This window comes from Bradyrhizobium sp. MOS003 (genome assembly GCF_003020125.1).
Taxonomy (GTDB): Bacteria; Pseudomonadota; Alphaproteobacteria; order Rhizobiales; family Xanthobacteraceae; genus Bradyrhizobium.
In genome coordinates, this window is record NZ_PYFW01000001.1 from 306,389 (window position 1) to 328,060 (window position 21,672).

Genomic DNA, 21,672 nt, shown 5'->3' on the forward strand with positions numbered 1-21,672 from the left:
GGAAACGCCGATGACCACCACCGCCATGCTGCGTGCCTTCTGCGACGCTGTCGAGCAGCGCAACGGCAAAGCATTCGCCGAGCTGTTTACCGAGGACGGCGTCTATCACGACGTGTTCTACGGAGCCTTTGCGGGCCGCGCCAGAATCGCGGCGATGGTCGACGACTGGTTCTATCGCACGGCGACCGATTTCCGCTGGGACATGCACGATCCCGTCACCGACGGCACCACGCTCTATGCGCGCTACACCTTCAGCTATCGTTCGACCCTGCTGGAAGCTGGCGGCGCGCGGGCGATGTTCGAGGGCGTTGCGATCATGACGCTGCGTGAGGGCAGGATCGTGAGCTATCACGAGGTCGCCAATACCGCGCCGGCGTTCGTCGACCTGAAGTTCGCGCCTGAAAGAATTGCGAAGATCGTCGCCAAGCAGGGCGCCGAGCTGAAGGCGCGGCCGGAGATGCAGCGGCATCTGGCGTAGGTCTCTCCTCTCGTCATTCCGGGGCGCGCCACTTGGCGCGAACCCGGAATCCATTCATCAGCAAACTCTGCCGCTCGATGGATTCCGGGCTCGCGACTTCGTCGCGCCCCGGAATGACGAGGGGAGCGTTCCTATCGCTTCGACGGATTGGCCATCGGCTTGCGCTGCGCCAGCGCAGCAACTGTCGCGGTGCCGATCGGGCCCTGTTCGTCATAGAGCCAGCATTCGCCGATAGCGACGCCGTCGGTGGCGTGGTGGTTCACCACCTCGAATCCGATCCAGTTCGTCACCGGCAGGCGGTGCAGATAGATCGTCACGTCACTGTTGATGTAGCCGAGCCCGTTGTCGCCGGCATTGGCAAACGGGCTGGCGAAATCGGCGCCGGTGGCGACGTGGACGAACGGCGTCATCGGCACGCCCGCGACGAGCTCGCGCACCTCGCTCATCCAGAGCTTTCGCGGACCGAGCGAGCCCATGTGACCGACAATGGGGCGCGTCGTCCATTTGCCGTTCATGCCGAGCCTGGGATCGGTGGGTCTTGGAATGTCGGCCGGCTTCGGCACGTCCCAGTTTGGCGGCGACCAGACATTGCCGTCAGGATTCTGCGTCTTGCGCAGCAGCTGGCACGAGGCGCGCGCCATGCTGACACCGCCGGAGACGAACTCCGCCTCGACCACGCGGATGCGCAACCCGTCGCGCACGAGGCGTGTCGTCACCTCGATCGGCTTGTCGATGGTCGGCAGCCGAAACATGTCGACGGTCAGCCGCGCCGGCATCAATTCGGGACCGGAGTGGCGCTCCTCGATGGCGAAGCCGAGCAGCCCGACGACGACGCGTCCGTGCAGCGATTTCGGATCCCACGGACCGTTGGCGGCTTCCGTCGGATGGAATGTGTCACCGTCGCGGGTGAAGAAAGGCAGGTTTGTCATGGCGCGCGACTTTGCGGGAACGCGCGGGGAAATCAAGTCCAGGAAGCGGCCTGCCACTCCTCACGAACACTCTCGTCGCGCTCGCTCGCGGCGGCGTTCGTCTTGATCGCCACGAACTCCTCTCGCGACACCAACTGCCGCAGCGCCCACACCGCAGCGCCGCGCACCAGCGGACTTGCGTCGTCGAGCAATCGCCGCGCCTCCACCGCTAGTCCCATGTCACCGGAGTTGCCGATCGCAATCAGCACGTTCCGCAAGAAGCGGTCGCGGCCGATGCGCTTGACCGGCGACTTCGTGAACAGCGCGCGGAACGCGGCGTCGTCGAGGCGTGCGAGTTCGGCAAGATCAGGCGCGCGCAGCTCGTCGCGTGCGGCAAGCTTGGCCTCGCGTCCCTCCTGCGCGAACTTGTTCCAGGGGCACGCCGCGAGGCAATCGTCGCAGCCGTAAATGCGATTGCCGATCGCTTTGCGGAATTCGTGTGGGATCGGTCCCTTGTTCTCGATGGTGAGATAGGAAATGCAGCGCCGCGCATCGAGCTTGTAGGGCGCGGGAAATGCCGACGTCGGGCAAATGTCGAGACAGGCTTGGCACGAGCCGCAATGATCGATCTCGGCATCGTCACGCGGCAAATCCAGCGTGGTGTAGATCGCGCCGAGAAACAGCCACGAGCCGAATTCGCGCGAGACGAGATTGGTATGCTTGCCCTGCCAGCCGAGACCCGCGGTCTGCGCCAGCGGCTTCTCCATCACCGCGGCGGTGTCGACGAACACCTTGACGTCCGACGGCGCGGTTGCGACCAGCCAGCGCGCCAGCGCCTTCAGCCGCTTCTTGATGACGTCGTGATAGTCGTCGCCCCGCGCATAGACCGAGATCGCCGCGCGCGTGCGCTGCTCGAGAATTGCGAGCGGATCGGAATCGGGGCCGTAATTGACGCCGAGCATGATCACGCTGCGCACATCGCTCCACAGGCCGCGCGGATCGACGCGACGCTCCGGCTGCGCGGCCAGCCAATCCATGTCGCCATGGCCGCCCGACGCGATGAATTCGAGGAAATACTTTCCGGCGCTCTCGATCGTGCCCGGCGCGGTGATGCCGATGCAGTCGAAGCCGAGCGCCCGCGCCTCGCGCGTGAGCGCCGCCTTCAGTTCAGCCGGATCGGAGTTCAGAAATCCAGGTCCACGTAGGTCCGTGACGCCGGCACGCCGGCCAGCCATTCGCTCAGCAGCGGACGGAACGACGGGCGGGATTTCACCCGCGCGTACCACGCCTTTGCTGCGTCGTCCTCGCTCCATGGCACGTCGCCCAGATAGTCGATCGCCGAGAGATGCGCCGCGGCGGCGAGATCCGCGTAGGTGATCCGGTCGCCGGCCAGGAAGTTTCGCGTCTGCGCCAGCCAGCCGATATAGGCCAGATGATAGCGCACATTGGCCTTGGCGGCGCGCATCACGTCGGCCGAGGGCGGCCCGCCGCCATTCTCCTCGCTCATGAAACGCTTGTAGATGCGCTCGGTGACGAGAGGATGCGAGACCTCCTCGAAGAACTTTTCGTTGAACCAGGCCATCAGCCGGCGGACCTCGACGCGCTCGGAGATCGTCTCCGGCATCAGGCGCTTGGGCCCCATCTCGGCGCCATAGGCCTCGTCGACATATTCGGCGATGATCGCAGCGCCCGGGATCGGTGGCTGCTCGTCATCCACCATCACAGGGGTCGTGCCTGCCGCGTTGAGCAACAGAAACGCCTCGCGCCGCTCCCAGCTGCGCTCTTCGACCAGCTTGAGGTCGAGCCCGTATTCGCCCGCGATCAGGCGGATGAAACGCGAATGCGGACAGAACGGATGATGAAACAGCGTAAACATGAAGCCTTTGACTATGTGATGGTGCTTAAGATTCCATCAATGTTTGTGCGGCGCCACACTAGTCCTTCAAAACCGCGAGGCAAGGGCGTGATTTCGCATTTTGCGATTGCGGCATGGGGGCGAATAGGCGAGAAGAGCCCCGCTTTTCCAGCCCAAATGGACCGTAAATATGTCAGACGCAATACGGGCAGTGATCCTCGGCATCATCGAGGGTGTGACCGAGTTCCTTCCCGTGTCCTCGACCGGCCATTTGCTGCTCGCGGAACGCTTCTTTCATCTCGGCGAAGGTGCCTTCTGGGATTCATTTACGGTTCTGATCCAGCTCGGCGCGATCCTCGCGATCGTCGGGCTGTACTTCAAGAAGCTCTGGGACGTCGTGATCGGCTTCTTCACCGGCGACACCTATTCGCGCCGCTTCGTGGTCGGCGTGCTGGTGGCGTTTTTGCCCGCCGTCATCGTCGGCCTCGTCGCCGGCAAATACATCAAGAGCGTGCTGTTCAATCCCTGGGTCGTCTGCTTCACCCTGATCGTCGGCGGCGCCATTCTACTCTGGGTCGACAAGCTCGACCTCAAGCCGCGCGAGCATGATGCCACCAGGTTTCCGCTGCTGATGTATCTCTATATCGGCATCGCGCAGTGCCTCGCGATGATCCCCGGCGTGTCGCGTTCCGGCGCCAGCATCGTCGCGGCGATGTTCCTCGGCGCCGACAAGCGCGCGGCGGCGGAGTTCTCGTTCTTCCTCGCCATCCCCACCATGATCGGCGCGTTCGCCTACGACTTCTACAAGAACCGCTCCGAGATGACGATGGACCACATGGGCATCGTCGCGATCGGTTTCGTGGTGTCGTTCATCACCGCGATCATCGTGGTCAAGACGTTCCTGGAATACGTCACCCGGCACGGCTTCGTGGTGTTCGCCTGGTGGCGCGTCATCGTCGGCACGCTCGGCCTGATCGCGCTGGCGTTGGGGCGGTAACTTCGAAAACTCGCTCACGCTCTCAACGCAATGTAAGCTTTTGATCGGTAGTCAGTTCCAACGCCGGGCGGCGCGCGTCCGGCACAGGAGCTGAGCCATGACCCTCGTCAGCGGCTGGGGCCGTTTCCCGGTCGTCGATAGCGATGTGCTGCGCCCGCGCTCGTTCGCGGCGGTCGGCGAAGCCGTCTCGGCCGGCAGCGTCGCGCGCGGCAACGGCCGCGCCTATGGCGATGCCGCGATCGGCGCCACGCGGACCGTGACGATGACCGGCTTCGACCGGGTCAGGTCGTTCGATCCGGCAACCGGTCGCATCCGTCTCGAAGCCGGCGTTCTGCTGTCGGACCTGATCGACACCTTCGGCCCGCGCGGCTTCCTGCCCTTCGTCGTGCCGGGCACGCGCTTCGTCTCGATCGGGGGCGCCATTGCGGCCGACGTGCACGGCAAGAACCATCATTCCGAGGGCGGCTTCGGCCGCTACGTCGACAGCATCCTGCTGCGCACCGGACAGGGCGAGGTCATCGAGGCCTCGCGCGATGAGAATTCCGACGCCTTCTTCGCGACGGTCGGCGGCATGGGCCTGACCGGCATCATCCTCGAAGCGACGATGCGGCTGCGGCGGGTCGAGACGGGCTGGATCCGCGAGCGGGTGATCTCCGCGTCCGATCTCGATGCCGCGATGCGCGCACTCGAGGCGGGCGACGCCGCGACCTATTCGGTGGCCTGGATCGACTGCGTGGCACGCGGCCGCGATCTGGGCCGCTCGCTGGTCTATCTCGGCGAGCATGCGGATAAAGGGGAATTGGCGGAAGGGGCCGATGCATTTCCGGTCGGCAAGGACTCCCGCCTCAGCTTGCCGCTCGACCTGCCGTCGATCGCATTGAACCGCATCAGTGTCCGCGCCTTCAACGAGCTCTATTACCGCATGGGCGCGCGCCGCGCCGGCGGCAGCCATGTGGTCTCGCTCTATCCGTATTTCTTTCCGCTCGACAGCGTCAGTGACTGGAATCGCATCTACGGCAAGCGCGGCTTCCTCCAGCATCAATGCGTGATCCCGCAAGCCGGCGCGCGCGCCGTGCTCGGCGAGATCCTCGATCGGGTCGCGCGGCGCGGCGACGCCTCCTTCCTCGCCGTGCTCAAGAAGCTCGGCCAGGGCGACGGCATCCTGTCGTTCCCGCTGCCCGGCTACACCCTGGCGCTGGATTTCCCGGTGAAGGGCGACATCCTGAATTTCCTCGACGAGATCGATCCCCTCGTCGTCGCCGCCGGCGGCCGGCTGTATCTGGCGAAAGACGCCCGCCAGTCGCGCGCGACCTTCGAGGCCGGCTATCCTGCCCTGCAGCGTTTCAACGCGATCCGCAAATCGCTCGATCCCGCCGGCAACATCCGATCGAAACTTTCACAGCGTCTATTCGATGAGGTCTAGGCCGTGACGTCACGCAAATCCGTATTGGTGCTCGGCGGCTCCTCCGACATCGGCCGCGCCGCGGCGCGCGCCTTTGCCAAAGCAGGATACGATGTTGCCCTCGCCGGCCGCGACGTCGCCGCGCTGGAGCCAGATGCCGCCGATCTGCGCGCGCGTTACAATGTCGAAGTCGGCCTCCACAAATTCGATGTGCTCGACACCGCCGCGTTCGAAAGCTTTGTCGGAGCTCTTCCCGCGCTGCCCGACATCGTCGTCTCGATCGTCGGCCTCCTCGGCGTGCAGGCGGATGCCGAGAGCGACCTCGTCCATGCCACAGCGATCATGCGCTCGAACTACGAAGGGCCCGCGCTGATCCTCGGCCTGTTCGCGGAGAAGTTTCTCGCGCGCGGCAGCGGCACGATCGTCGGCGTGTCGTCCGTTGCCGGCGATCGCGGCCGCGCCTCGAACTATGTCTATGGCTCGGCCAAGGCCGGCTTCTCCGCTTTCCTCTCCGGCCTGCGCGCCCGCGCCAGCCGCGGCGGCGTGCATGTCGTCACCGTCAAGCCCGGGTTCGTCCGCACCCGGATGACGGAAGGCATGAAGCTGATCGGCCCGCTCACCGTCGAGGCGCCGGTGGTCGGCGATGCCATTCTCCGCGCGGTCGAGGACAAGACCGACGTGGTCTATGTCAGCGGCAAATGGCGCCTCGTGATGCTGATCATCAAGGTGTTGCCTGAGGCAGTGTTCAAGAAGCTGAAGTTTTGAGGTTCTTGCGGCTTGCACACAGTCTCGTCATGCCCGGCCTTGTGCCGGGCATCCACGTTCTTGGCATCCGCGTTTAGCAGAGACGTGGATGGCCGGGTCAAGCCCGGCCATGACGACGGAGAGAGTGAGCCCTACGCGCTCTTGCGCTGGAACTGGCCCTGGGGGCGGAAACGCCAGAGATATTGCGGGGCGATCGCTTCCAGCGAATCGGGGGCGATGCCGAGCCCTTCCAGCGTGAGGCCGGCGGCCTTCGCCGCATCCGACACGACGTTGTCGCGCTCGAGCAGCGTGACCTGGTCCGGCGTCAGCTTGAACGCGCCCGGCGCGAATTGCAGGAAGGCGGCCTTGAAGCGGGCGAGGCCGAACGGCAGCGGGATCAGCATCCGCTCGCGGTCGGTAATCTCGAGGATGGCCTCGATGATCTCGCGCATGGTCAGCACTTCCGCGCCGCCGAGCTCGTAGGTCGCGCCCGCCTTGGCCTTGCCGTCGACGGCCTCCGCGATCGCGGTGGCGACGTCGCCGACATAGACCGGCTGCATCCTGGTCTCGCCGCCGATCAGCGGCAGCACCGGCGACATCCGGGCCAGCGCGGCAAAGCGGTTGGTGAACTGGTCCTCGGGGCCGAAAATCACGGAGGGACGGAAGATCGTGGCCGACGGCACCGCGGCCAGCACCGCCGCCTCGCCGGCCGCCTTGGCCTTGGCGTAGAGCGAGGGCGATTCCGCATCGGCGCCAATCGCCGAAACATGCACCATCCGGGCGCCAACGGCCGCGGCCGCCTTGGCGACGGTCTCGGCGCCCTTGGCCTGGACGGCGTCGAAGCTCTGCGCGCCACCCTCGGCGAGGATGCCCACGAGATTGATCACCACATCCGAATCACGCACCGCCGCCTCGACCGAGGCCGGATAGCGCAAATTGGCCTGCACGGTGTGGACCTGCCCGACTTTGCCAGAGGGCTGGAGGTATCCGGCCAGTTCCGGCCGCCGCACGGCGGCCCGGACCCGGTAATCCCGCCGGCACAGCGCGCGGACCACATTCCGGCCCAAAAACCCCGATCCGCCGAAAACCGTGACGAGAGTTTCCGAATTCGATGCCATGGGATCTGATCCTGGGTCCATTCCTGGGGGACGAGCGCGTGTTATCAGGCTTGTATCGGGCCGGTTTGCGATGCGCAATCCGCATCCCTACTCATGATTTGACAACAGCGTCACTGAACCTTAGTAACCGCCTCCGTGCCCTAAACGGCATGCCCAGGTGGTGGAATTGGTAGACGCGCTGGCTTCAGGTGCCAGTGGCTTAACGGCCGTGAAGGTTCGAGTCCTTTCCTGGGCACCATGCTTTTCTGGATCGCAAACAAATCCAGATAGATAAGCCCTTTCAGAGTGTTGCGTTGGCCCCGACTGTGTAACAATGGGGTGTAACATTGCTGTTCAGGGTTGTTCGGCCGATGCGCCGGGACGGGTCTCGCTTTCCTCTTTTCGTGCAGCGCATTCCGGCTGATGTCCGACGCAAAGCAGTCGGTTTCGAACTGGCGATTCCGCTCGGTGATAGCTTCGTTTTTGTGACGCTTCGCGAGGGCGCTCAGGCAGTCCGGTTCTCCCTTCGCACCACAGACCCCAGCGAGATCAAGACCCGTCAGGCGCTCGCGGCGGCCTATCTGGAATCCGTCTGGGCAGCGCTCCGCAATGATGCCCCTGTGCATCTGAGCCACCGACAGGCGACGGCCTTGGCGGGCGAACTCTATCGCGTTTGGGCGGACAGCGAGAGCCGCGCCCGGAGTGTCGCCATGGTGCACACGCCCGGAGTTGGCTGGGCGCCAGACACCGACAGTCAGGACGAGCAAGAAGCTCAATGGGCGGCCGTCGTGGCGATGTGGGAGAAGGTCGGCAAGGATGGCGACCCCAAGCACTTGGAAAAGCCGCTTGGCCCTATCGTGGATCGCCTCTTGCTGACCAAGGGCATTCGCCGCGTGGACAGCGAAACGCGCGCCATGTTGCTGGTCGCTTTTTGGATGGCGTTGCGGGACGCTTTCATGAGCCGTCAGCGCAATGCGGGAGGGGACTATGCGCCGGACCTCAAGGCCGCCCGCTTCCCGGACTGGCAGGCGCCTGAAAGGGCACTGAAGGAAAAGCCAAAGCGGGGCGCCTCCAAGAACTCCCTCACCGGGTTGGTCGAGGACTGGTGGAAGGAAGCCAAGCTGGCAGGGCGCAAGCAGAGCACCTATGAGAGCTATCGCAACTCGATGGCGCGTCTTGTGACATTCCTGAAGCATGACACCGCGAGCCGAGTGACACCGGAGGACATCGTTTGCTTCAAGGATTATCGCGTGCAGAGCGGCGTTAGCCCGAAGACCGTGAAGGACAGCGATCTCGCGGGCCTGAAGACACTGTTCGGGTGGGCGGTGGTCAATCGTAGGCTGCCCAGCAATCCGGCCGAAGGGATCACCATCAAGGTCGGCAAGCCGCGCAAGCTCCGGCCCAAGGGGTTCTATGATTCGGAGGCTATCGCCATCCTGAGGCACGCTCGCGAGTTCGTGCCGGGCCGGGAGGCCCCGAAGCTGGCGGCGGCAAAGCGGTGGGTGCCGTGGCTATGTGCTTTCACGGGTGCCCGCGTGGGCGAGATGATCCAAATTCGCAAGGAGGACCTGCGGCGCGAAGGCAAGCTCTGGGTGCTGCATGTCACGCCTGAGGCGGGGCCGGTGAAGACTGATGAGGCGCGTGATGTCGTGCTCCATCGGCAGATCACCGAGGAAGGCTTCTTGGAGTTCTATGAGAAGTCGAAGGGCGGCTAACCGAGGGATCAGCCAGCGCCTTGATTCGCTTTTCTAAGGCGCCCACTTTGCCGACTTCTGCGGTGACTTGCTTCTGAAGCTCGGCAATCCATTGCCGCAGTCATAGAGGTGCGCCCCGCTGGCGAGGCGCCGCAGGTCCAGTCGGCCTGGAAATTGAGGGAGGGCACCGGGGGGAAAGCAATAACCCGCCGCCACGAGGTCACATCTCAGTTTTGGGACCCCTGAAGAAATGTTGACCGGGCTCGCGTCGAAAGCCCGTGCTACAGAATCGACATAGGGCCGGCCGCTCTCCTTTCGGGGGCGCTATTCATTCCAGTTGGCGCCTTGCTGATATAGTTGGCACCAAGCCGCTTCTTGGGAATGCAAAGCTATGACACTGCCTACTGTAACCCGCTCGACAAAGAGGCGTGGTTGCGCTGGCCGGCGAGTGGATAAAGCTGGCACAGAATGCCGAAGGTGATCGCCGCCGAGAGTAAGGCCACATCAATTGGTGCCTCTTTCCATCCACGTGTCAGATACCGCTTCTGGCCTTAAAGACCTTGCAGGACCGAAGGGTTTTGTCGGCTTACGGTGGCTTAGGCGACGTCGAGTGCCGGGAACCTCGCAATAGCATTCGCCTTAGCCTTGATGGTCACATCTCCGTAGCCCTCCGAGACACTGCGCGGCGCATGCCCCTGTATGGCGTCCAGCACGCGCATCTCGACGCCTTGATCAATGCCCACCGTCTTGAAGCGATGGCGCCAGCCGTGGCTAGGATCAACGTTCTTGTCCTTCACCACCTCGCGAACAAACTCATTGACCTTATTTCGCACCGTCTTCACCGCGTTGCGCACCCCTAGCTCACCGGCCTTGGGATCGATGAACAGATAATTCAGCTCCTCGCTTAGTATCTTAGCGCAACCTCTAGGAGCACGGCAGCATGCGATCCAACCCATGAATTGCCTGAAACGAGACTGTGTAACAAGCTCTTTGCTGAACCGAAATTCCCCTTTAGAATCAAAGAGAGTCGGTCGGGCTTTGGCAATCCTTTCCTGGGCACCATCTCCTACTCAAGCGATTGAAATCGCTTTTGCAGGGAATTTGAGCTGCTGACCGGTACATAAAACCGAGGCACGGTGCTCATGGCGTACCGAATGGCCTACATCGCTCTTCGGGTCGACTCCTCTCGCCACATGGCTGCGAACACCCGCCGATGTCCTGTCTCGCTGCGGAATGAACCGGCGCGTCTTGATCCAGATTCCGGAGTTCATGATACCAAGTGAGCGATGAACGACGTCCACCGCGCTCGCAGCCGAAGCCGTCGTCGCTATGTGGGAAAAGGTCGGGCAAAGCTGATGACCGCAAGAGCCTGAGAGGTCTCAGTGCTCGTTGACCGCAGCGCCGAGCTTGATCAGGCTCAGCGAGCGATTCGCGGTCTCGCGCAGGCGGCAGTAGCTCGCGCCACCCTGGTACATGCCGGGGTCGATCTGGTCGAAGGCCGCGCAGAGGCGATCGCGCGACGCGGCGAAAGTTTTCTGCGAGTCATTGGCTGCCTTGATCACGTCGGCGAACCCGCCGGCCTGAACCTTTTTGAGCGCCTCACTGGTTTTCTGCGTCCAAACGGCGAGTTCGCGCGCCGCGCAAGCCTTCCACTTGGCGACATCGTCATTCGCGCCCTCTGCCGCTTTGATGCAGGGGTCGGCGACGAGCCCGACGCACGCGCCGCCGAAGCCACCGGTCTTCTCCGCGGTCTTCAGGCAGGCATCGATCACTGCAAGGTCGGCTGGCGCGGCGCCTTGGGCGAAAGCCATCGATGCGAGCGGGAGGCTTGCGGCGAGCATCGCGGCGGCAAGTTTGAGCTTCATTGGAAATCTCCGTTCGGCGCATCCAACTTTGGTCATCGAAGGCCCAGCGTTGGTTCACATCACACCACGCTTTTCCCCGCCCGCTCCGCCACCGCCTTCTGTACGAAATACATCGCGACCAGCGTGACGATCGTCGTCGCGACGACGACGTAGCCGATCCGGTCGAAATGGAGCAGCCAGCCGTCGGGCGCTTGCGCGATGATCGCGCCGGCGAGCACCGAGCCGAGCCCGCCGGAGAGCTGTTGCAGCGAGGCGCTGACCGCGCTGAAGGAGCCGCGCTGGTCGGGATCGGGGATTGCCGACATCAGCGCCTGCGACGGGATCATGCGCGAGAAGATGCCGACGAACATCAGCACGTTGACGAGGATCGCGGTCGCGAGCGAGACATGGCCGAGATGGGTGTAGATCAGCACCATGACGACGGTCATCGCGCATCCGAACACGAAGGTCGGATATTTGCCGAACGCATCGCTGGCCCGGCCGACCAGCGGCCCTGTGACGATGCTGAACAGGCCGGAGACCAGATAGATCGTCGGCAGATGCGTGATGTCGATGCCGAGATTGTGCACGGTGAAGGCGCTCGAGAACGGCATCAGCATGTAGCCGCCGGTCGCCAGCAGCGTCGTGACGAAGAAGGCCAGCGTGTAGCGCGGCTGTGCGAGCGTCGCGACCAGATGGTGGAACGGGTTTTTGTCCTGCTTCAGCTTCAGATGCGCGTCGACCGGCTCCATTGCGAAGGCGATGATGACGATCGCTGCGATCGACACGATCACGATCGCGATGAAGCAGACATGCCAGCTCCAGTGATTGGCGAGGAACAGTCCGGCGGGAATGCCGAGCACCTGGCTCGCGGCGAACGCGGTCTGGATGAATCCCATCACGCGGCCGCGCAAATGCAGCGCGAACAAATCGGTGACGATCGCCAGCACCACGGCGCCGATCACGCCGCCGAACAATCCGGTCACGATCCGGCCCATCAGCAGCACGTGATAGTTCGGTGCCGCCGCGCACAGCATGGTGCCGAGCGTGAAGCCGACATAGAAGAACAACAGCAGGCGCTTGCGGTCGAAGCGATCGGCAAAGCCGGCGGCGAGGATGCCCGACAGTCCGGCGCTGAAGGCGTAGGCCGACACCGCGACGCCGAATTGGGTGGCCGTGATGTCGAGCGCGGGCATCAGGATGGCGCCAAGCGGCGACATGATGATGAAGTCGAGGATGATCGTGAACTGCGTGAACGCGAGCAGGGCGATCAGAAGCGCCTGGTAGCGCGAGAAACCGCGCTGGCGTTGTGATGGGTCGTCGATCGGCGCGGCGAGCGTCTGTTCGGTCATGAATCTCGATTCGTGGGTGGCGGGGAGAGAAACCGGAAGATGGGGTGGGCACGACGGATTTCCACGTGGCGCGTGCCACAGGTTCCGCCGAAACGGGCAGTTCGTGCGCCGTTGTGGGTTCCATGCAACAGCCGGGCATCCGGCGGACCCACCCGTCTCCTCGCGAAACAGTTGCGCGGACTGAGAAGCGGGGACACCGGGCGGCCCCCATGAATATGGGAGGACGATAGGCCGCGCAGGCTTTCGTGCATCGCGCGTCTTCCCAAAACCACGGGCCGCATGCTTTGAGAGTTGCCAAACGTCAATCGCATTGGCGTGGCAGCGGCTGGACGTGAATCGGGGCTGGAAGTGACGGCGGTCCCCATTCTTCCTCGTCTTGCGGGTTGCGAGTTTGGAAGACGGGTGGGGACCGAACATGACGATTTCACCGCGGGCGCCAGCAACCGCTTTTCTTGCAACAGCGCTCATTGCCATGATCGCGGCCTGTGCCGGCGCGCCGCAAGCCCGGGCTCAGTTCGTGTGCGTGGATGGCGCCGCGTCTGAGCAAGGCGCCACGGCGGCGGGATCAGCGAGCAATTTTGCCTGCGGACCGTCCGCTTCCGCTGCCGGCAACGGCAGCAACAACTCCGCTGTGGGGGCCGGCGCCAACGCCAGCGGCGATAGCAGCTCCAATGGTGCGTCGGGAAACAATGCCAACGCCAGCGGCAACAACAGCTTCAACAGCGCGACCGGAGCGGGAGCCATCGCCAGCGGTGAAGGCAGCAAAAACATGGCGTCCGGAAACAACGCGCAAGCCAGCGGTGACAATAGCAACAATATCGCGGCCGGCGCCGGAGCCAACGCCAGCGGCAACAACAGCGGTAATCTCGCGTCCGGGCTCACCGCCCTGGCCAACGGCGACAACAGCAGGAACGTTGCGACCGGGCGCAGTTCCAATGCCTCCGGCAACAACAGCAGAAATCTCGCAAGCGGGTTTGTCGCCAGGGCTTACGGCGACGCCAGCGCCAACACCGCGACGGGGACCAACGCCAACGCCTTCGGCAACGGCAGCGGCAACATCGCGACCGGCCCCAACTCCAACGCGACCGGCGACAACAGCTTCAATATCGCGACCGGCGTGAATACCAACGCGAGCGGGTCCGGAAGCAATAACGTCGCCACCGGCAACGCCGCCATCGCATTTGGCGCCAACAGCTCCAACGCGGCGGCCGGCTATCTGGCGAATGCCAACGGCGCCAATTCGAGGAATATCGCGAACGGCACGCAATCCAATGCCAGTGGGACCGGCAGCTTCAACATTGCAGTCGGCAACGGCGCCAATGCGAGCGGAAACGGTGTTGCGAACACCGCGGTGGGCAACGGCTCCAACGCCACCGGCGCGAATTCGTCGGCCTTCGGCAATGGCGCCTCCGCAACCTTCGCCAACGCCACCGCGATCGGCAATGGCGCCACCGCGACACGCGCCAACCAGCAGGTCTATGGCACCGCGAGCAATACCTACACGATGACAGGCGTCACCTCGGCCGCGAGCACGGCCGCGCAGTCCGGGCCGGTGCAACTCGTCACCACGGACGCCGCAGGCAATCTCGCCTCCACCTCGCTCAGCGCGCTCGGCTTTGCGAGCCCCGCGGATGTCGCGGGCATCAACAGCCAGCTCGCCGGCATCAATGCCCGTCTCAACGAGATCGACGGCAGAGCCGGCAAGGCGATCAACGGTGTCGCGATGGCCTTTGCGATGTCCGGCTCGCCGTGGCTGATGCCGTCCGAAAAGATCGCGATGAGCATGAACTGGGGGACGTTCCAGAACACCAATGCGCTCTCGATGAGTGCGGCGCTGCGCGTCAGCGAGCATGTGCAGGCCAGCGGCGGCCTGACCTACGGCACCAACGGCGGCGGATTGGGCGGCCGCGTCGGAATGCGCGTCGGCTGGTGATGGCGGGCTTTGACAATCCGATGCGATTGATCGCGCGAGCCGTGATGGCACTGGCGCTGTGTTGCGGAATTGACGGGGCGATGGCGCAGCAGAAGACGCCCGCGCCGGCCGCGGCCCCCGCGCAGCCGCCGCTGCCTGTCACGCTGGAGCAGGCGCTCTATCTGATCCGCTCGACGCTGCTCACGCTCAACGATGCCAACCGCACCGGCAATTACACCGTTCTGCGCGACCTCGCTGCGCCCGACTTCCAGGCGCGCAACACCGCTGCCGATCTCGGGCTGAATTTTCTCGACCTGCGCCGCCGCAATTTCGATCTCTACGGAGCGGCATTGCTGGCGCCTCAATTCAGCGACGCGCCCGCGCTCGACCAGCAGGGAATGCTGCGCCTTGCAGGGTACATTCCGACCCGGCCACAGCAGATCCGGTTCGATCTCACGTTTCAGACCGTGGCCGGGCAATGGCGTCTGTTCGCGATCGGCATCGCCACCCCGGAAGCTGCATCCGCCCAGCCGCAAGCCCAGGTGACGCCGGTGAAGCCGGGCGCGCCCGCGCAGAAGAAGGCGCCGTGAGCGGCTGCTTGACTAGATCCAATTGATAAGTCTTCGGTTTTCGCCGGGGCCGGCGACCGCTCCCGACCCTGTTCCCGGTGTTTCCGGTAGCCCCGATTAAGCCGCCCTTAGCGAATGCTCCCCTAGTGTCCTCACCGTCCATTTCCCTGCTCCCCGGCCGGATGCCGGTCAGTTCGCGGCAAGTCAGAGCGTTTTCGGATGGAGCAGCCTGCCCGGCAGTATGATCCTGGCGTGCCCGAGCCGTTGCCAACGGCGGCAGCCGCGCGGACGCTCGTCATCGATCTCGAAGGCGGACTGCTGCGATCTGAGCTGCTGATGGAGGCGCTGTTCTCCAGTCCCGGCCGCATGCTGGCCCGTTTCGGCGCCGGCGGACGCCCGGGTATGGCGGCGCTCACCGATATCCTGGCGCGCGCCGAGATCGACTACGCCCATCTGCCCTATGATCCCGGCGTGCTGAACCAGGCGCTGGCGGCGCGGGCGCGCGGCGAGAAAGTCTACCTGGTCGCCGACCGTTTTGCCGATCATGCTGCCGGTATCGCCGCGCATCTCGGCTTTGACGGCGTGGTCGCGCCGGCCGATCTGGCTGCAGGTGAAAACCTGCCGTTCAATCGCGGCGTCATCGCGCGCATTTCCGCGCGCAGTCGCGGCCGCGCGAGCCTCGGGACCTGGGCCAAGGCGCTACGCGTCTATCAATACGCCAAGAACACGCTGGTGTTCGTGCCTGTCATCACCGCGCATCAGTTAAATATTGCCAGCTTCGGCTCCGCGCTGCTGGCGTTCCTGGCGTTCTCGGCCTGTGCGTCCGGCGCCTATCTGATGAACGACCTGCTGGATCTCGCCGCCGACCGGCAGCATCCGACCAAGCGGCATCGCGCGCTCGCGGCCGGAGATCTGCCGATATCCTCGGCGCTGACAGTAATCCCCGCGCTGTGGCTGTTCGCGGTCGCAGCCTCCCTCTGCATTTCGCCCTTGTTCCTCGGCGTGCTCGGCGCCTATCTCGCCACCACCATCGCCTATTCGCTCGTGCTCAAGCGCAAGATGCTGGTCGACATCGTCACGCTCGCCGGTCTCTACACGCTTCGCATCGTCGCCGGCGCGGTCGGCGTCGGCGTCGTGCTGTCGGAATGGCTTTTGATCTTCTCGCTGTTCGTGTTCACCTCGCTCGCGCTGATCAAGCGCTTCAGCGAGCTCAGCATGCGCGAGAGCGCCGGCCTTGCCGATCCCTCCAACCGCGACTATCGCGTCACCGACCTGCAAATCATCGCCGCGATGGCGGCGGCGAGCGCGATGAATGCGGTGACCGTGTTCTCGCTCTACGTCTCCTCGTCCGCGGTGACGCCGCTCTACGGCCGTCCCTGGATGCTGTGGCTGCTCACTCCGCTGCTGCTGTACTGGTTCGGCCGCGCCCTGATGATGGCGCATCGCCGCGAGATGCCCGATGATCCGATTCTCTACGCTTTCCGCGACGGCCCCAGCCGCATTGCGGTTGCGGCGATGATCTGCATCATGCTGGCGGCGATCTGAGCGAAGCGCGTGCTTGCGCGGCCCGCCGGCAATGGCTACATCGCGGGCAATCCGAATTCGCAATTGTGACGACGTAACCGATTCGACCCGAGGTTTTGAAACGCCATGACCGTACGCCTGCATCGCGGCGACCTGCCCGACCTGTCCCGCTACACCGGAGCGGTGGCGATCGACACCGAGACCATGGGGCTGAACCCGCACCGCGACCGGCTCTGCGTGGTGCAGCTCTCGCCCGGCGACGGCAGCGCAGACGTGGTGCAGATCCCCAAGGGCCACACCGACGCGCCGAACCTGAAGGCCCTTCTGGCCAATCCCGCCATCACCAAGATCTTCCACTTCGCGCGGTTCGACGTCGCCGTGCTGTACCAGACCTTCGGCGTCATGACCGGCCCGATTTATTGCACCAAGATCGCCTCGCGCCTGGTCCGCACCTACACCGACCGCCACGGCCTGAAAGACCTCGTGCGTGAGGTACTCAATGTCGATCTCTCCAAGCAGCAGCAGTCCAGCGATTGGGGTTCCGACAGCCTGACCGAGCCGCAGCTCGCTTATGCCGCTTCCGATGTGCTGCACCTGCATGCCCTGCGCGAGCGGCTTGATGCCATGCTGGTGCGGGAGGGGCGCACCGCGCTGGCCAAAGCCTGTTTCGACTTCCTGCCGACCCGCGCCCTGCTCGACCTCCAGGGATGGGAGGAGGAGGACATTTTCGCGCACTCCTGAGCCTATCTGGAGGGAGTTGCCGCCCCGTTTCGGACACTTTCGTAACGGCCTGTCGCCAGCTGCATATCTTGCTGGCGCCGGGTACAATGCACCGTCGACCCGAACAGGCTTAGCAGGCACCCCGGAGCTCAGGTGAATTCGGCCCACAATCCCACCTACGACGCCGCGCTTGCGGCGAAGTTTGCCAGCGCGGCGCGCCACAGCCGCCTGGTGCGGATGCTGCGGGTCTCGGTCCCGGCGACGGTGATCGTGGCCATGGCCGTGATCATCTACATCGCGTTCTTCAACAAGTTCAGGATTCCGGAGCTGCCGCTCACCGTCGAGAACATGGTGGTATCGGGCACCAAGATCACGATGGAATCGCCGCATCTTTCCGGCTTCACCCCAGACCAGCGGCCCTACGAGCTCTGGGCCAAGACTGCAACGCAGGACGTCACCGATCCCGACCATGTCGATCTCAACGACCTGCGCGCCAAAGTGCTGATGGAGGACCAGTCGACCTTGTTTCTCGATGCCCGCACCGGCCGCTTCGACAACAAGAAGCAGCAGCTCGATTTGCGCAAGGACATCTTCCTGCGCACCTCGACTGGCTACGAGGCGCGGCTGAACTCGGCGTTCGTGGACATGGGCAAGGGCACGGTCTCTTCGGACGAGCGCGTCGACGTCAAGCTGACCAACGGCACGCTGACCGCGGACAAGCTGCGCATTACGGAAGGCGGCGACGTCATCCGCTTCGAGGGCAATGTGGTGATGCATCTGGACAAGCTGGATGATCCCGCCGCCGCGCAGCCTGCGCCGGTCGAGCCCGCACCGGCGGCGCCGTCGGCCAAGTCAAAGAACAAATCTGCCAATTCAAAGTGATTTTCATGATCAGGTTTTTTCCGCGCAAACACACGCGCAATGTCATCGTCAGTGCGGCGGCACTCGCCGCCACTGTCGCGCTTGCTGCAACCGGCGCCGTCCTTGCGCAGAGCACGATGCAAGGCGTCCCCAACGCGATGCAGGGCTTCTCGCAGAACCGCGATCAGCCGATCCAGATCGAAGCCGCCTCGCTCGAGATGCGCGACAAGAAGAAGGAGGCGACCTTCGCCGGCAATGTGAAGGTCATCCAGGGCGACACCACCATGACCTCGAAGACGCTGGTGGTGTTCTACGAGTCCGGCGGCGACAAGCCCGCCACGCCCCAACCTGCGGCCAAGGGGACAAAGGAGGCGACCAAGGGCGCGCCGATACAGTCGGCGCAGCCGGGTCCCGGCGGCAGTTCCTCGATCAAGCGGCTGGAGGCGCGCGGCAATGTCGTGGTCACCCAGAAGGACCAGGTGGTGACCGGCGACACCGCTGTGTTTGACACCAAGACCAATCTCATCACCATGCTCGGCGGTTCCGGTCAGGTCGTCCTGACCCAGTGCAAGAACGTGCTGCAAGGAGACCGATTGGTGGTCGACATGACCACCGGCGTCTCACGGGTGGAATCGGACAGCGGTAAGGTACGCGGCTTGTTCGACCAGAACAGCAAATGCGGAACGCAGGGCGGCGCTGGCGCAGGCCCAGCCCTGCAATTGCCTGGCGCAAGTAAACCGAAATGAATTCAACGACTTGGTTCGGGTGCTCCCGAACCGAGGTTGAAGCTTGGCCGGTGAGACTGTATCTAGCGCGCAGGGCTTTCGAAGCGGGGTCCGCCGCTTTTCGGGCGTGTTTCACTGGGCATGAGACATCCCTTCACTCATGCTGCATCGGCGAATCGAATGGCCGGTGCGGCGGATCGCGCGAATTCGCGCGGGATCGTCGCGAAAGGCTTAGAAGGCGGGGATGGTCGATCTCTTCAGCATGTTCCGTCGGCGCCCCGCCAAGCGCGGCCGGCCAGGATTTGCGCGCCAGGACATCACCGCACTCGGTGACGGCGTCGGCGGGCTGGTGCCTAGCCCGATCCGGGATACGCCGCCGATGGCCCGGGACCAGGCGGTTCATGCGCCCGACCAGTTCCAGGGCGACTATCGAGACGATTATCAGGCCGACACGCCGCGTCAGCCGGCGGTTCACCCCGTCAGGGCCGCCGCCAAGTCGAATGGCGCCGGCGGGCCGCAGCTCCTGAAGCGGCCGGGCTTCCTGGCTGTGCATAGCGTGGAAAAGTCCTTCGGCAGCCGCCAGGTGGTGCGCGGCGTCAGCATCTATGTGCGCCGCGGCGAAGCGGTCGGCCTGCTCGGTCCGAACGGCGCCGGCAAAACGACCGTGTTCTACATGATCACCGGCCTGATCAAGGCCGATCGCGGCGCCATCGAGCTCGACGGCCACGACGTCACCAAGCTGCCGATGTATCAGCGCGCGCGGCTCGGTATCGGCTATCTTCCGCAGGAAGCCTCGATCTTCCGCGGCCTCACCGTCGAGCAGAACATTCGCGCCGTGCTCGAAGTGGTGGAACCCTCGCGCAAGAAGCGCGAGCAGCAGCTCGATTCGCTGCTCGACGAGTTCAACATCACGCGGCTGCGCAAATCGCCGTCGATAGCGCTGTCAGGCGGCGAGCGCCGCCGCGTCGAGATCGCACGTGCGCTGGCAACGCGTCCGAACTACATGCTGCTCGACGAGCCCTTCGCGGGCATCGACCCGATCGCGGTCGGCGACATCCAGGATCTGGTCCGCCATCTCACCAATCGCGGCATCGGCGTTCTCATCACCGACCACAATGTCCGCGAGACGCTCGGCCTTACCGATCGCGCCTACATCGTTTATGCCGGTGAAATCTTGACCGAGGGGAGCCCGGATGAGATCGTCGCCGATCCGGACGTGCGCCGCCTTTACCTTGGCGAGGAATTCCGCCTCTAGCCCGTTTTTGGGTTTCGTCAAGGCGTGTACATCGGTCTCGGACTAGGATAAGCAAAAATCGGACCAATTTTTGGGAACGGTTCTTGCTTCATGGCGCTCACGCAGAGATTAGAGTTCCGTCAATCGCAGTCGCTGGTCATGACGCCGCAGCTGATGCAGGCGATCAAGCTGCTGCAATTGTCCAATCTCGATCTCACGACCTTCGTGGAAGAGGAACTCGAGCGGAACCCCCTTCTGGAGCGGGCCAACGACGAGGCCCCCGTGGGGGAGGCCCCGGCCGAGGCCGGCCAGTACGGCGATAACGACGATTTCGGTGGCAGCCACAGCGACGAACCGGGCGGCGGTCCGGGCGAGGCGTTCGAGCCGGGCCAGGAAGAATGGATGAGCAAGGATCTCGGCACCCGGGCCGAGATCGAGCAGACCCTGGACACGGGCCTGGACAATGTCTTCTCCGAGGAGCCGGCCGAGGCCGCGGCGCGCAACGCCCAGGACGCCGCGCCGACCACCTATACGGAGTGGGGCGGCGGCGCCTCGGGTGACGAAGACTACAATCTCGAAGCCTTTGTCGCAGCCGAGACAACGCTCGGCGACCATCTCGCCGAGCAGCTCTCGGTGGCCTTCACCGGCCCTGCCCAGCGCATGATCGGCCAGTACCTCATCGACCTCGTCGATGAGGCCGGCTATCTGCCGGGCGATCTCGGCCAGGCTGCCGAGCGTCTCGGCGCGACGCAAGCCGACGTCGACGGCGTCCTTGCCGTGCTGCAAAAATTCGACCCGCCCGGCGTCTGCGCGCGCAATTTGAGCGAATGCCTGGCGATCCAGCTCCGCGAGCTCGACCGCTACGATCCCGCGATGCAGGCCCTGGTCGAGCATCTCGATCTCCTGGCCAAGCGCGACATCGCAGGCTTGCGCAAGGTCTGCGGTGTCGACGACGAGGACATCGCCGACATGATCGGCGAGATCCGCCGCCTCAATCCCAAGCCCGGCATGAAGTTCGGCTCGGCGCGTCTGCAGACCATGGTGCCGGACGTCTATGTCCGCCCGGGTCCCGACGGCGGCTGGCACGTCGAGCTCAACAGCGACACCTTGCCGCGCGTGCTGGTCAACCAGACCTACTATTCCCAGCTGTCGAAGAAGATCGGCAAGGACGGCGACAAGTCCTACTTCACCGATGCGCTGCAGAACGCGACCTGGCTGGTGCGCGCGCTCGATCAGCGCGCCCGCACCATCCTGAAAGTCGCAACCGAGATCGTGCGCCAGCAGGACGGCTTCTTCACTCACGGCGTGGCGCATCTGAGGCCGCTCAATCTGAAGGCCGTTGCCGACGCCATCCAGATGCACGAATCCACGGTGTCGCGCGTCACCGCCAACAAATACATGGCGACCAATCGCGGCACCTTCGAGCTGAAATATTTCTTCACGGCGTCGATCGCGTCGGCCGACGGCGGCGAGGCGCATTCCGCGGAAGCCGTGCGTCACCACATCAAGCAGCTGATCGATTCGGAGGAGCCCGCGGCGATCCTGTCGGACGATACCATCGTGGAACGCTTGCGCGCCTCGGGCATTGATATTGCCCGCCGCACGGTCGCGAAGTACCGCGAAGCCATGCGCATTCCTTCCTCGGTGCAACGGCGCCGCGACAAACAGAGCGCTCTTGGTAACGTTCTCTCGACCGCATTGTCCGATCGCTCCCGCAACACCGAACCGGCCTGATTGCGCTGGCGCGAAATCGCGC

Annotated in this window: 21 protein-coding genes and 1 tRNA gene; 14 read left to right on the top strand and 8 right to left on the bottom strand. The window is 64.3% G+C overall.

All coding sequences use genetic code 11. The features are described from left to right. Positions 1 to 10 precede the first annotated feature (10 nt). Positions 11 to 478, top strand: a complete 468-nt coding sequence (locus tag C7G42_RS01520) for a nuclear transport factor 2 family protein (RefSeq protein WP_199580594.1) — start codon at positions 11 to 13, stop codon at positions 476 to 478. 131 nt (positions 479 to 609) lie between these two features. Here C7G42_RS01520 and C7G42_RS01525 read toward each other — a convergent pair whose 3' ends face one another. The 3 genes from C7G42_RS01525 to C7G42_RS01535 are packed head-to-tail and all read right to left on the bottom strand — an operon-like array spanning position 610 to position 3,262. Further along, entirely contained in the window at positions 610 to 1,407 is a 798-nt protein-coding gene (locus C7G42_RS01525) for an acyl-CoA thioesterase domain-containing protein (protein ID WP_106947347.1), read from the bottom strand. 32 nt (positions 1,408 to 1,439) lie between these two features. After that, positions 1,440 to 2,621 carry a tRNA epoxyqueuosine(34) reductase QueG gene (gene queG / locus C7G42_RS01530; RefSeq protein ID WP_106947348.1) on the bottom strand — a complete coding sequence of 394 codons (1,182 nt, stop codon included), beginning with the start codon at positions 2,619 to 2,621 and terminating at the stop codon, positions 1,440 to 1,442. Next, on the bottom strand, positions 2,570 to 3,262 hold the full coding sequence (locus C7G42_RS01535; RefSeq protein WP_106947349.1) for a glutathione S-transferase family protein: 693 nt from the start codon (positions 3,260 to 3,262) through the stop codon (positions 2,570 to 2,572). Before C7G42_RS01535 ends, queG begins: the two co-directional genes overlap by 52 nt. Before the next feature lie 169 nt (positions 3,263 to 3,431). Here C7G42_RS01535 and C7G42_RS01540 point away from each other — a divergent pair, with 169 nt between their 5' ends. The 3 genes from C7G42_RS01540 (at position 3,432) to C7G42_RS01550 (ending at position 6,405) form a co-directional block, all read left to right on the top strand. Further along, entirely contained in the window at positions 3,432 to 4,238 is an 807-nt protein-coding gene (locus tag C7G42_RS01540) for an undecaprenyl-diphosphate phosphatase (protein WP_106947350.1), read from the top strand. A 97-nt stretch (positions 4,239 to 4,335) separates the two neighbouring features. Next, positions 4,336 to 5,661 (top strand): FAD-binding oxidoreductase, encoded by a 1,326-nt coding sequence (locus C7G42_RS01545; protein ID WP_106947351.1) that lies wholly within the window; start codon positions 4,336 to 4,338, stop codon positions 5,659 to 5,661. 3 nt (positions 5,662 to 5,664) lie between these two features. Continuing rightward, positions 5,665 to 6,405 carry an SDR family oxidoreductase gene (locus C7G42_RS01550; RefSeq protein ID WP_106947352.1) on the top strand — a complete coding sequence of 247 codons (741 nt, stop codon included), beginning with the start codon at positions 5,665 to 5,667 and terminating at the stop codon, positions 6,403 to 6,405. Between the two features lie 131 nt (positions 6,406 to 6,536). Here the strand turns inward: C7G42_RS01550 and C7G42_RS01555 are convergent, their stop codons facing one another. Next, a complete protein-coding gene (locus C7G42_RS01555) occupies positions 6,537 to 7,502 on the bottom strand; it encodes a complex I NDUFA9 subunit family protein (protein ID WP_106947353.1) in 966 nt (321 codons plus the stop codon). A gap of 151 nt (positions 7,503 to 7,653) precedes the next feature. Here C7G42_RS01555 and C7G42_RS01560 point away from each other — a divergent pair. Both C7G42_RS01560 and C7G42_RS01565 read left to right on the top strand, forming a co-directional pair. Continuing rightward, positions 7,654 to 7,740 (top strand) — tRNA-Leu (locus C7G42_RS01560). A gap of 88 nt (positions 7,741 to 7,828) precedes the next feature. Further along, entirely contained in the window at positions 7,829 to 9,196 is a 1,368-nt protein-coding gene (locus tag C7G42_RS01565; protein WP_245427481.1) for a site-specific integrase, read from the top strand. Positions 9,197 to 9,771: 575 nt separating this feature from the next. Here the strand turns inward: C7G42_RS01565 and C7G42_RS01570 are convergent. The 4 genes from C7G42_RS01570 to C7G42_RS34705 all read right to left on the bottom strand — a co-directional run bounded on the left by C7G42_RS01570 (position 9,772) and on the right by C7G42_RS34705 (position 13,142). Further along, positions 9,772 to 10,131 carry a site-specific integrase gene (locus C7G42_RS01570; protein WP_349627518.1) on the bottom strand — a complete coding sequence of 120 codons (360 nt, stop codon included), beginning with the start codon at positions 10,129 to 10,131 and terminating at the stop codon, positions 9,772 to 9,774. A gap of 423 nt (positions 10,132 to 10,554) precedes the next feature. Then, positions 10,555 to 11,016 (bottom strand): lysozyme inhibitor LprI family protein, encoded by a 462-nt coding sequence (locus tag C7G42_RS01575; RefSeq protein WP_245427483.1) that lies wholly within the window; start codon positions 11,014 to 11,016, stop codon positions 10,555 to 10,557. Positions 11,017 to 11,099: 83 nt separating this feature from the next. Next, a complete protein-coding gene (locus tag C7G42_RS01580; protein ID WP_106947355.1) occupies positions 11,100 to 12,371 on the bottom strand; it encodes an MFS transporter in 1,272 nt (423 codons plus the stop codon). A 510-nt stretch (positions 12,372 to 12,881) separates the two neighbouring features. After that, positions 12,882 to 13,142: a hypothetical protein gene (locus C7G42_RS34705; RefSeq protein ID WP_147250222.1), complete on the bottom strand. Its 261-nt coding sequence runs from the start codon at positions 13,140 to 13,142 to the stop codon at positions 12,882 to 12,884. On the opposite strand from C7G42_RS34705, the gene C7G42_RS01585 reads away from it, so the two are divergent. The 8 genes from C7G42_RS01585 to rpoN all read left to right on the top strand — a co-directional run bounded on the left by C7G42_RS01585 (position 13,141) and on the right by rpoN (position 21,650). Next, positions 13,141 to 14,304 carry a YadA-like family protein gene (locus C7G42_RS01585; RefSeq protein ID WP_106948805.1) on the top strand — a complete coding sequence of 388 codons (1,164 nt, stop codon included), beginning with the start codon at positions 13,141 to 13,143 and terminating at the stop codon, positions 14,302 to 14,304. The genes C7G42_RS34705 and C7G42_RS01585 overlap by 2 nt on opposite strands. Positions 14,305 to 14,324: 20 nt before the next feature. Next, complete coding sequence (locus tag C7G42_RS01590) at positions 14,325 to 14,873, top strand: hypothetical protein (RefSeq protein ID WP_245427485.1); 549 nt, start codon at positions 14,325 to 14,327, stop codon at positions 14,871 to 14,873. A 198-nt stretch (positions 14,874 to 15,071) separates the two neighbouring features. Continuing rightward, complete coding sequence (locus tag C7G42_RS01595; protein ID WP_106947356.1) at positions 15,072 to 16,397, top strand: UbiA family prenyltransferase; 1,326 nt, start codon at positions 15,072 to 15,074, stop codon at positions 16,395 to 16,397. A 105-nt stretch (positions 16,398 to 16,502) separates the two neighbouring features. Further along, positions 16,503 to 17,117 (top strand): ribonuclease D, encoded by a 615-nt coding sequence (locus tag C7G42_RS01600; RefSeq protein WP_106947357.1) that lies wholly within the window; start codon positions 16,503 to 16,505, stop codon positions 17,115 to 17,117. A gap of 132 nt (positions 17,118 to 17,249) precedes the next feature. After that, the gene (lptC, locus tag C7G42_RS01605) at positions 17,250 to 17,978 is read left to right on the top strand and encodes an LPS export ABC transporter periplasmic protein LptC (protein WP_106947358.1); all 729 of its coding nucleotides are present in this window, start codon (positions 17,250 to 17,252) and stop codon (positions 17,976 to 17,978) included. Positions 17,979 to 17,983: 5 nt separating this feature from the next. After that, on the top strand, positions 17,984 to 18,703 hold the full coding sequence (locus tag C7G42_RS01610) for an LptA/OstA family protein (RefSeq protein WP_199580595.1): 720 nt from the start codon (positions 17,984 to 17,986) through the stop codon (positions 18,701 to 18,703). A gap of 223 nt (positions 18,704 to 18,926) precedes the next feature. Continuing rightward, positions 18,927 to 19,937: an LPS export ABC transporter ATP-binding protein gene (gene lptB / locus C7G42_RS01615; protein ID WP_106947360.1), complete on the top strand. Its 1,011-nt coding sequence runs from the start codon at positions 18,927 to 18,929 to the stop codon at positions 19,935 to 19,937. 90 nt (positions 19,938 to 20,027) lie between these two features. Continuing rightward, positions 20,028 to 21,650: an RNA polymerase factor sigma-54 gene (gene rpoN, locus C7G42_RS01620; protein WP_106947361.1), complete on the top strand. Its 1,623-nt coding sequence runs from the start codon at positions 20,028 to 20,030 to the stop codon at positions 21,648 to 21,650. Positions 21,651 to 21,672: the final 22 nt, after the last annotated feature.

Excerpts from the sequence above, each read along its gene's own strand:
- C7G42_RS01520 (WP_199580594.1), top strand. The coding sequence starts at position 11 with ATGACCACCACCGCCATGCTGCGTGCCTTCTGCGACGCTGTCGAGCAG.
- C7G42_RS01525 (WP_106947347.1), bottom strand. The coding sequence starts at position 1,407 with ATGACAAACCTGCCTTTCTTCACCCGCGACGGTGACACATTCCATCCG.
- queG (WP_106947348.1), bottom strand. The coding sequence starts at position 2,621 with ATGGCTGGCCGGCGTGCCGGCGTCACGGACCTACGTGGACCTGGATTT.
- C7G42_RS01535 (WP_106947349.1), bottom strand. The coding sequence starts at position 3,262 with ATGTTTACGCTGTTTCATCATCCGTTCTGTCCGCATTCGCGTTTCATC.
- C7G42_RS01540 (WP_106947350.1), top strand. The coding sequence starts at position 3,432 with ATGTCAGACGCAATACGGGCAGTGATCCTCGGCATCATCGAGGGTGTG.
- C7G42_RS01545 (WP_106947351.1), top strand. The coding sequence starts at position 4,336 with ATGACCCTCGTCAGCGGCTGGGGCCGTTTCCCGGTCGTCGATAGCGAT.
- C7G42_RS01555 (WP_106947353.1), bottom strand. The coding sequence starts at position 7,502 with ATGGCATCGAATTCGGAAACTCTCGTCACGGTTTTCGGCGGATCGGGG.
- C7G42_RS01570 (WP_349627518.1), bottom strand. The coding sequence starts at position 10,131 with ATGGGTTGGATCGCATGCTGCCGTGCTCCTAGAGGTTGCGCTAAGATA.
- C7G42_RS01575 (WP_245427483.1), bottom strand. The coding sequence starts at position 11,016 with ATGCTCGCCGCAAGCCTCCCGCTCGCATCGATGGCTTTCGCCCAAGGC.
- C7G42_RS01580 (WP_106947355.1), bottom strand. The coding sequence starts at position 12,371 with ATGACCGAACAGACGCTCGCCGCGCCGATCGACGACCCATCACAACGC.
- C7G42_RS01585 (WP_106948805.1), top strand. The coding sequence starts at position 13,141 with ATGGCGTCCGGAAACAACGCGCAAGCCAGCGGTGACAATAGCAACAAT.
- C7G42_RS34705 (WP_147250222.1), bottom strand. The coding sequence starts at position 13,142 with ATGTTTTTGCTGCCTTCACCGCTGGCGATGGCTCCCGCTCCGGTCGCG.
- C7G42_RS01590 (WP_245427485.1), top strand. The coding sequence starts at position 14,325 with ATGCGATTGATCGCGCGAGCCGTGATGGCACTGGCGCTGTGTTGCGGA.
- C7G42_RS01595 (WP_106947356.1), top strand. The coding sequence starts at position 15,072 with ATGGAGCAGCCTGCCCGGCAGTATGATCCTGGCGTGCCCGAGCCGTTG.
- C7G42_RS01600 (WP_106947357.1), top strand. The coding sequence starts at position 16,503 with ATGACCGTACGCCTGCATCGCGGCGACCTGCCCGACCTGTCCCGCTAC.
- C7G42_RS01610 (WP_199580595.1), top strand. The coding sequence starts at position 17,984 with ATGATCAGGTTTTTTCCGCGCAAACACACGCGCAATGTCATCGTCAGT.
- lptB (WP_106947360.1), top strand. The coding sequence starts at position 18,927 with ATGGTCGATCTCTTCAGCATGTTCCGTCGGCGCCCCGCCAAGCGCGGC.
- rpoN (WP_106947361.1), top strand. The coding sequence starts at position 20,028 with ATGGCGCTCACGCAGAGATTAGAGTTCCGTCAATCGCAGTCGCTGGTC.